The organism is Catenulispora rubra (assembly GCF_015356825.1).
In the GTDB taxonomy this organism is placed as follows: Bacteria; Actinomycetota; Actinomycetes; order Streptomycetales; family Catenulisporaceae; genus Catenulispora; species Catenulispora rubra.
The window spans coordinates 1-9,028 of record NZ_JAACYW010000397.1 but is presented as its reverse complement, the minus strand read 5'-3'; the positions used below and the strand labels follow the sequence as shown (position 1 = coordinate 9,028).

Annotated in this window: 8 protein-coding genes; 5 read left to right on the top strand and 3 right to left on the bottom strand. The window is 71.8% G+C overall.

The genetic code is table 11. From position 1 onward, the window contains the following. Positions 1-534: 534 nt before the first annotated feature. On the top strand, positions 535-1,542 hold the full coding sequence (locus tag GWK61_RS50160; RefSeq protein ID WP_194920954.1) for a LacI family DNA-binding transcriptional regulator: 1,008 nt from the start codon (positions 535-537) through the stop codon (positions 1,540-1,542). A 48-nt stretch (positions 1,543-1,590) separates the two neighbouring features. On the opposite strand, the gene GWK61_RS50155 is transcribed toward GWK61_RS50160, so the two are convergent. The 3 genes from GWK61_RS50155 to GWK61_RS50145 form a co-directional block, all read right to left on the bottom strand. After that, on the bottom strand, positions 1,591-2,313 hold the full coding sequence (locus tag GWK61_RS50155; protein ID WP_194920953.1) for a 3-keto-alpha-glucoside-1,2-lyase-like domain-containing protein: 723 nt from the start codon (positions 2,311-2,313) through the stop codon (positions 1,591-1,593). Between the two features lie 241 nt (positions 2,314-2,554). Next, positions 2,555-3,505: an AraC-like ligand-binding domain-containing protein gene (locus GWK61_RS50150; RefSeq protein ID WP_194920951.1), complete on the bottom strand. Its 951-nt coding sequence runs from the start codon at positions 3,503-3,505 to the stop codon at positions 2,555-2,557. 215 nt (positions 3,506-3,720) lie between these two features. After that, positions 3,721-4,869, bottom strand: coding sequence for a cytochrome P450 (locus tag GWK61_RS50145; RefSeq protein ID WP_228564287.1), 1,149 nt, complete (start codon positions 4,867-4,869; stop codon positions 3,721-3,723). 192 nt (positions 4,870-5,061) lie between these two features. Between GWK61_RS50145 and GWK61_RS50140 the strand changes: the two genes are divergently transcribed. From GWK61_RS50140 to GWK61_RS50125, 4 genes are all read left to right on the top strand, one after another. Further along, on the top strand, positions 5,062-6,138 hold the full coding sequence (locus GWK61_RS50140) for a 3-oxoacyl-ACP synthase III family protein (RefSeq protein WP_228564286.1): 1,077 nt from the start codon (positions 5,062-5,064) through the stop codon (positions 6,136-6,138). A 105-nt stretch (positions 6,139-6,243) separates the two neighbouring features. After that, complete coding sequence (locus tag GWK61_RS50135) at positions 6,244-6,984, top strand: glycosyltransferase (protein WP_194920955.1); 741 nt, start codon at positions 6,244-6,246, stop codon at positions 6,982-6,984. Continuing rightward, on the top strand, positions 6,981-8,264 hold the full coding sequence (locus GWK61_RS60325) for a cytochrome P450 (RefSeq protein WP_194920948.1): 1,284 nt from the start codon (positions 6,981-6,983) through the stop codon (positions 8,262-8,264). Before GWK61_RS50135 ends, GWK61_RS60325 begins: the two co-directional genes overlap by 4 nt. After that, the coding region (locus GWK61_RS50125) for an AMP-binding protein (RefSeq protein WP_194920945.1) at positions 8,261-9,028 on the top strand (768 nt) is incomplete at its 3' end. The genes GWK61_RS60325 and GWK61_RS50125, both read left to right, overlap by 4 nt.

The following is a 9,028-nucleotide window of genomic DNA, read 5'->3' as shown; positions in this document are numbered from 1 at the left end:
CGCGACCCCCCACCCTCCGAGCCGAGGCCGCTCGCCGCGCAGGCGCCGCCGGAGGCGCCCTTGAACACGAACACCACCGCCCGCCAACACCACACCCGCCACCACCCGAGCCGGCGCGCGGTCGTGCCCACGACAACCGGCGGCCGCCAGCGCAACGTGCGGGGCTGAACCGAACTGCGTCCCCCAGCGAGGCCATCCAACCATGCGCGAAGCCGTAAAAAGCCCTTAAAACCCACAAACCAACCGCACCTGCCACACCCACCCGCCACCAGCACCCACACCCAGGTCAACAGCGCCGACTACTACGTCCGCGAGCGAAGTCCTGGCGCGATCAGAACCCTGGCATCCATCCGATGTTTCAGTGTGTTACATCGGTGACCCGAGGTGATCGGGATCGTCCCGGTCCTGCCACCGGGACCGGGTCCGAGCATCGTGCGGCAGAGGGGTTGATTCGCGCCGTCGCAGGGCATGATGGTCAGACGAATCGCGCGCTCACGAACGGCACTACACGGCCACGAGCGAAAGGCCCCAAGGATGGGAGCGACTATCCGCGAGGTGGCGCGGCAGGCCGAGGTGTCGATCGCGACCGTCTCGCGGGCGCTGAACAGCCCGCACCTGGTCGCCGAACGCACCCGCAGCCGGGTCGTGGACACGGCGCTCCGCCTGGGCTACCCCTCGCGCCGTCCGCGGTCCGCCGGTGCGGTGGCGTCGGCGGCGTCGGCTGCCGGTCGCATCGGCTTCGTCGGCGCGGTGCTCCCCGACTTGGCGAACCCGTTCTATCCGGCGGTGTTGTACGGAATGCGCTCGGCGTCGGTGCCGGCCGGACAGCACGTGCTGTCCCTGGACGCCGCGGAGGATCCGGCCGCCGAGGCCGACCTGATCCGCATGATCGCCGGCCAGGTGGACTCCCTCGTCCTGCTGTCGTCCCGCCTGCCCGACGACCGTCTGCGAGCCCTGTGCATCCCGGGCCGTACCGTGCTGTTCAACCGCCTGATCCCGGGGCTGCCCGGCGTCGTCGTCGACTACCTGGACGGCATGCGCCGCATGGTGGCGCACCTGGCGTCCCTGGGCCACCGGCGGATCGGCTACGCCGGCGGCCCGCGCGCCTCGTTCGCCGACGCCGAGCGCCGGCGCGGCCTCGCGGTGTCCAGTCAGGCGGCGGGTCTGCGCGTCGTCGACCTCGGCCGGTACCCGCCGTACTTCACCTCCGGCGCCCAGATCGCCGACCGCGCGCTGCGCGAGAACGTCACCGCCGTCATCGCGTTCAACGACCTCATGGCGCTCGGCACCCTGGTGCGCCTGCGGGAACTGCGGATCGACGTCCCGGGGCGGATCAGCGTCGCGGGCTTCGACGGCGTCCCGCTGGCCGCCGCCGGCACTCCTCGCCTGACGACGGTCGTCCCACCTCTCGGCCGCGCGGGCCGGACGGCGATGGCGTTGCTGCGGGCCGCCACCGAATCCTCCGCAGCCGCGCCGCGATGGTGCGTTCTGCCCGTGCGACTGATGGTCGGCACATCGACCGCTCCGCCGCCGGGACTGTGAGCCTGTTCAACGAGAGGGCGAATCAGACCTCGTAGCGACGCGACTCGCTCACTTCGTCGTGATGAACGCGTCAGGGCTCTGCACCACCGGCGATTCGAGATACAGGCTCCGGTACTCGTCGTGGATCCCGGCGTTGTGGACCTGGATCGCCAGCGGGCCGACGCGGCCGGCCGTCGGATCCTTGAAGTCCAGCACCTCGGTCGCCTTGCAAGTGGCCGCGCCCGGCGCGAGCGGGCAGCAGGCCATCCGCGCTATGCCGGTGGACTGGTTGGCGATGATCTCGCACTGGGCCCACGCGGCGACCGGGATCTTCGTGTGGGACAGCTGCTTGAACTCGCTGCCGCCGCCGTTGTTGTGCCCCGGCCGGTAGTCCCAGTGGCCACCGTTCGGCGGCTGGAACTGGATCGCGCTGAGCGCATCGCGCAGCGGGGCTGTCGTGCCCCAGATCAGAACGGTCGGCGCATGGTTACCGCTGACCTGGCGCACGTTGAAGATCCAGCGGAAGGTGCCGGCCTGTTGCACGTTGTAGTAGATCCAGCCTCGCGCGGTGCCATTGCCGTGAATGGCGCCGCCCACCACGGACCACTCACCGGCCGCTGCCTGCGTCCACCCGGTCAGGCTCGTGCCGTCGAACATGGAGACCAAGTGCGGGTCCCCGTAGGGGTTGGGAGCCGCGGCACGGGTGTTCTGCGCAGCCGCGGCGGCAGGTGCGGCGACGGCGGCGGTCACAGCGGTGAAGGCGGCGGCGACGGTGCGAAGAGATCTACGCATGTCTGTCCCTTTCCGGAGGTGTCAGAGTGCTGATGCATCGGATGCTCGCCGCACGCCGCGTACCAGGTCAATGACGCCACGGATGTTACAGCCGACGTTTCAGGTCGACCGTGGACAGACAGGGGACGAATTCACTGCGTTTCATTCGAGGCCGTGAAACATGATGAAACAACCGGGGAATCGTTGCGCCTTCCAACTCGTCGGCACTCGCGTTGTCAGCGGCCCGCTGTTACTCCCAGCCCTACACCCGGCGGCGGTAATCACTGGGAGGCATGCCGTAGACGCTGCGGAACGCACGGCTGAAGTGCGCCGCGTGGCGAAAGCCCCACCGCGCCCCGATCAGCTGGACGGAGTGACTGCGGAGCCGTGGATCGGTGAGATCTGCCCGGGCGTGCTCCACGCGCCGACGGCGAATCCAGGCACCGACGGTGAGGTCCCGCGGCTGGAAGAGCTTGTGCAGGTAGCTCACGGAAATGTGGTGACGGGCCGCGATCGCGGCGGGGGTCAGGTCCGGGTCGCCGAGGTTGTACTCGATGAAGGCCTCGATCTGGGCGAGTAACGCCTGCCCGCGGGTCTCGGGGGCCAGCAGATCATCGGCGTCGATCTGAGAGGCGAGGGCGGCGACGGCCAGATCGAACGCCACCTCCCCCAGCCTCCCGGCCTCCTGCTCGGTCACTTCCGCCTTCTCGATGGCCGCAGCGACCCTGGTGAGGTAGGCGGCCAGGATCGCGTTCATCCCGGTGCCGGCGGGCATCCGGTGCGCGAGCAGGCGGTTCAGTCGCTGCGGAGGCAGCGGCAGCGCGTCCTTCGGCAGCTGCAGAACCAACATCCCGCCGGGCCGGGCCCCAGGGCCCGGCAGCGCGCGGGCGTCATAGGGCTGAGAAGTGTCGTAGAGCAGCAGGTCGGACGGTCCCACTCGGCACTCGCGGTCGCGCTGGGCCAGGTGGACGTCGTTCGCTGTCACCAGGCAGAGCCCGTAGACCCCCGGATCGGAACGGCGCACGAGAGCCGGTGTACGCACCGCTCGCGCCTCGGGGTGGGTCAGGATGGACAGGTCGACCGGCCCCATCCGCGCCAGCATCACTTCGGCACGGAAATCCGCGGCGTGCGGACTGCTGACCACCGTCGGAACCGTGGCCTTGGCCAACTGCTCACGCCACCACGGGAAGCGGTCCGGGGCAGGCAGGTCCATAGTCGTCTGCATGGTCAGGAACACGTGATCGCCGCCTCGTTGACGGATCGCGACATGGCGAAAGCCCCGCTTCTGGTGGCACTGCCCAACAGGACGATCACGATTATGGAATCGGCGCCTAACACGGCCCTAACACGCCGAGGTGATCCACCCACCGCAGTCGATCAACGAACCCTGCGGCTGATGCCGGCATCGCTCCCCCGCCACCACCCGCATCAGAGCACAGCGATCCGCAAGCTCGCGTACGACGGGATCAGCACCCCGCGCGCGTACCGGCGCTCCACCACCCGGTACGGCCGCCCCGACGCCAGCACTCCGGACAGCATCCGCGCCACCTCCGCGCGGGCGACCGGGGCGCCCAGGCACAGGTGCCTTCCCCCGCCGAACCACAGCTGTCGCGTCTCCGGGTCGTACGGGCGCCGCAGGTCGAAGCGGCCGGCGGCGTTGTTCGCCGTGTACGTGAGCATCAGGACCCGCTCGCCGGACCGCATCCGCCGTCCGCCGATCTCCACGTCCTGTGACACGTGCCGGCCGATCACCGGCGCCGGGGTCGTCACGCGCAGCCCCTCGCGCACCGCGTCGGCCAGCAGCGACCGGTCGCCGAGCAGCGCGTGCTGCTGACCGGTGTCGTGCAGCAGCGCCACGGTCCGGCCCATCGCGCTGGCCGCCGTCTCGGTCCCGGCCACCAGCAGCAGGCTGGCCAGCCCGCGCGCCTCCTCCAGCGAGATGCCCGCCTCGCGGCAGCGGCCCAGCAGCGTCGAGGGCGGCGCGGTCGCGTACGATTCGGGGACGTCGCGCGTCAGCTTCGCGATGATGGTCTTCGCCTCGGCCACGGTCTGCGGCTTCAACACCGTCGACGCGGTCGAGCCCAGTGCCAGGGACGCCAGTCGCTCCCCGGTGGCGAACACCTCCAGGTATGCCGCGTCCGGCGCGTCGTCGGGCATGCGCAGGCCCAGCAGGTCGGCCATCATCCGCCCGACGACCGTGCGCGCCGTCCGCGCGACGTCCACCGTCGCCCCGGCCGCCAGCCGCTCGGCCATCGCGTCGACCACGGGCCCGGCGACCGCTTCGACCAGCGGGCCGGAGTTCGCGTCGGTGAACAGGTCGCGTCCGCGTTTGCGCAGGTCGGCGTGGCCGGGGCCGTCGAAGATCCGCAGGACGTAGTCGCCCAGGACCTGCTGCCACAGGTGCCCGACCCCGCCCTCGCCCAGCAGGGTGAAGTGGCCGTGGTCGTTGAGGATGTTCCGGGCCAGTATCGGATCCGTCACCACCCACCCCAGCCGCGGCACCTTGCGCACCGGACCGACCAGCGGCGTCCCGGCTGCTTTCAACAGCGCCCACAGCGCGGGCTGGCTGGCCCTCAACAGACGATTCTCGTGTCGCTCGGCCGACATGAAGCTTCCCCCCGTTTCCCAGGATTCTGAGGTCCGAGTATCCGGCAGCGGCGACAGCGGTCGGTAGCCGACGCGGCACCCAGGACGATCTGAGTACCGGATGGCGGTAACTGAGTAGGAGAGCCGGTGCGGCGCCGCGACGATCGGCCTCATGCTGGGGTCATGAGATCGACGATGTACGCGCGGATCGCGGGAGCCGCCTCATACCTGCCGGAGGAGACCTCCGACAGTGCCGAGGTCGAACGGCGCATCGCCGAGGCCAGTGCCGCCCACGGATTCCGTCCCCGCCCCGGCCTCATCGAGGCCGTCAGCGGCATCCGCCGCCGGCACCACGCGCCGGCCGGCTGGAACGCCTCGGACCTGGCCGTCGCCGCGGCCGCCAAGCTCCTGTCGGACACCGGCACCGCCGTCGAGGAGGTCGACCTGTTGTTGTTCGCCTCCGCCTCCCAGGACATGGTCGAGCCGGCCACCGCCCACATCACCGCCGCCAAGCTGGGCGCCGCCTGCCCGGTGTTCGACGTCAAGAACGCCTGCAACAGCGTCCTGAACGCCATCCAGGTCGCCGAGGCCCTCATCGGCACCGGCCAGTACCGCACGGTACTGATCTGTACCGGTGAGATGCCGTCGATCGCCGTGCGCTGGAACGTGCGCGACTTCGCACAGTTCGTCCAGTCCTTCCCCGGCTACACGCTTTCCGACGCTGGCGCCGCCGTGCTGCTGAAGGCTGTCCCCAACGGCGACGACCGTGACAGCGGCGACGGCGGTTCGGGTAGTTCGAGCAGTTCGGGCGTCGGCGGCATATTCCATCGCTCCTTCAGCGCCGACTCCCGCGCCTGGCACGTCGGTACTCTTCCCGGCGGCGGCACTGCCCACCCCCGCGACGAGGAGTACTCCTACTTCCATATGGACGGCACCCGCCTCAAGAACGCCTTCGAAGGACTCGGCCGCGGCCTGCTCGACGAGGCCTTGGCCGCCACCGGGCGCTCCTGGGACGACTTCGCCGCGATCCTCGTCCACCAGGTGACCATGCCGCTGCTGGACACGTTCCTGACCGGCAGCGACATCCCCGCCGACAAACTCGTGCTCACCCTGCCCGACCACGGCAACCTCGTCTCCTGCACGCTCCCGACCCAGCTCGCGAAGGCGGTGGCCACCGGACGCTGCGGCCCGGGCGACCGCATCGCCCTCATCGGCCTGGCCGGCGGCGTCAGCCTCGGCGTCATATTCGCGGAGCTGTGAGGCGTGAACGACACCGCCGATACCGCCGGTACAGCCGACACGACCGCCATCGCCGGGACGGTCGGTGCCGCGGACATCGCCGGCCGGCCGGCGCGAAGCCTGTGGGTGATCATCCCGGCCCACAACGAGGAACGCTCCCTGCCCGCGACCCTCGCCGCCCTCGCCGCGCAGCGGGACCGCGATTTCACGGTCCTCGTCGTCGACAACCGTTCCACCGACGCCACCGCCGACGTCGTCCGCGCCTTCGCCGCCGCGAACCCCGCCCTCGACCTCCGGCTCACCACGGAAGACGAGAAGGGCACCGGCTGCGCCGCCGACACCGGGATGCGCCACGCCATCGCCCGCGGCGCCACCCTCCTGGCCCGCACCGACGCCGACTGCCTGCCCGCCCCCGGATGGACCGCCGCCGCACGCGCCGCCCTGGCCACGGGGCTCGAACTGGTCACCGGGCCGCTGCGGCCCCGCACCGACGAATTCCGCCTCAAAGCCTGGGAGCGCTGGCTGCTGCCGTCCGTCGTCGCCGTCGCGGCCTGGTTCGGCAAGCTCCGCCCCGGTAACCGCGACCCGTCCTATCTCGGCCCCTACATGATGTGCCCGGGCTGCAACATGGCCATCACCGCTTCTCTGTACGAGCGCAGCGGCGGCTTCCCCCGCACCGCCATCGAGCACGAACACGAGGACCGCACCCTGGTCAACCGCGTCCGTCGGGTCAGCACCGCCTACGGACGCGCCCGGCGCATGCGCGTGGCCGGCTCCGTCCGCCGCCTGCGCGCCTACGGCCTGGCCGGCACCCTCGCCTGGTACGCCGACCACCGCTACGCCCCCGACGAAGTGGACATCCGGTGAGCCGGCCGGCGACCGGCGGCGCGCGCCTCGCCCGGCGCTGGGAGCACCGTCTCTACCTCAGCGCGCATCCGGCCGTCTACCCGTTGCTGACGGGCCTCGGGAAGCTCGCCCCGGCCGTGCGCGTTCCCGGTGTCGGTGCGCTCGTCAGCTCACCGACCCTCGCGCGGCAGGTTCTGACCGACACCGAGCGGTTCGTCAAGAACGGCCCCGGATCCTCCGGCGCGCTGTGGACTCCGGTACTCGGGCCGTCGGTGCTGCTCAACATGGAAGGCGCCGAACACCGCGCGCTACGCTCGAAACTGGCCGGACTGTTCACCCCGGCCGCCGCCGCGGCACTGTGCGCAAGGGTGCTGAAACCGATGGGCGACGACGTCACCGCGCGTCTGCGCGACGGGCAGACGGTCGACCTCGTGCGCACGACGAAGATCGCCGCGTCCCGGGTCATCGCGGAACTGATCGGTTTCCCGATCCCGGACGGCCCGGGCGCCGACCGCGCCTGCCTGGAGTTGTTCGCGGCCGGGGAGCAGATCGTCGCCATGGTCAGGCTCACGACCCGTGAGCTGCGGCCCGATCAGGTCGCCCGGGCCAAGCAGGTGCTCACGCGGCTGGTCGAACCGGCCGCCCGCGCCTACCGGGCCGGGGATCCGGGCACCGCGATGGGCCGGATGGCCGAGCTCGGGCTCAGCGAGGACGAGGCGCTCGGCGCCGCCGCAGCGTTCTTCCTCACCGGCACCGAAACCGTCGCCACGACCGTGCCGCGCGTGATCGCGATGCTGTGCGACCACGGGCTCGCCGGCTCTCCGGCACCGGGGCAGGGCGGTGCGCGGGCCGCGCGCGAGCCGGCCTGCCCGGTGACCGGCGCGGCGGCAGAACCGGACGGGGCCGAGTCGTCGTGGCTGGACCTGGCCATCGACGAGGCGATGCGCGTCATGGCCCCGACCCCGGCCACCCTGCGATCGGTGGTCGCCCCGGCACGCGTCGGCGGCGTCCGCCTCCGGGCCGGTGACCGGGTCATCATCGGCACCGTCACCTGCACCCGCGCCGCAGGGCCCTTCGACCCCGAGGCGATCCGGCAGGGACGGCGGCCCACCGCCGACCTCCGAAGGCTGTGGTTCGGCGCGGGCCCGCACTACTGCATCGGCGCACCGCTGGCCCTCGCCGAGATCCGCACCCTGACCCAGGCTGTCTTGTCCGCCGGACCGCTGAGCATCCAACGCCGCGCCGCCGCCCGCCGGGTCCTGATTCCCGCCTATCGCCTGCTGGAGGTCCGCGCCGCATGACCGAGCCCGCCATCGAGCCCGCCACCGAGTCGACGGAGTCGTCCGGGTACGTCACCGCGTACGTCGCCGAGGCCAACCCGCTGCTGGCCCCGATCCTCCAGCACGCGCGCACCCGGCCGGACGCGACCGCGGTCATCGACTCCGGCGGCCGCACCCTCACCTTCGCCGAACTCGCCCGCCGCGCCGCCTCCGCCCGCCAGTCCCTGGCCGACGCCGGACTCGCCCCCGGCGACCCCGTCTACTTCGCCATTCGCCCCGGACCCGACGCCCTCATCGCGGGCCTCGCCGTCCTCGGGGCGGGCGCCACGATCGTCGTCGCCGATCCCGGGGCGGGCCGCGAGCTGTTCGCCGTGCGAGGCGCCCTCGTCAGTGCTGGTGTCGGTGCTGGCGGCGGTGCTGGCGGCGGTGCTGGTGTCGGTGCTGGCGGCGGTGCTGGCGGCGGTACGCCCTGGGCCGCCGCCGAGGCCCTGCTCCACACCCTCACCACCCGGCCCCTGCGCGAGGCCGTCCGTCGCAAAGGGCTGATCCTCCCCGACTTCGCCGCTCTCGGCGTGGCCCGCCACCTGCACACCGGCCGCCGTCTGCCCGGCGTTCCCCGCCATTCCTTGCCGCTGTCGCGTCTGACCGCGTCACACACCCCGCCGCCGATCCCCGTCCAGGATCCCGACCGGCCCGCGGTCGTCGTGTTCACCTCCGGCACCACCGCCGCACCCCGTGGCGTCGTGCACACGCAGACCACCCTGGCCGCCGGCAGTGCCCTGATC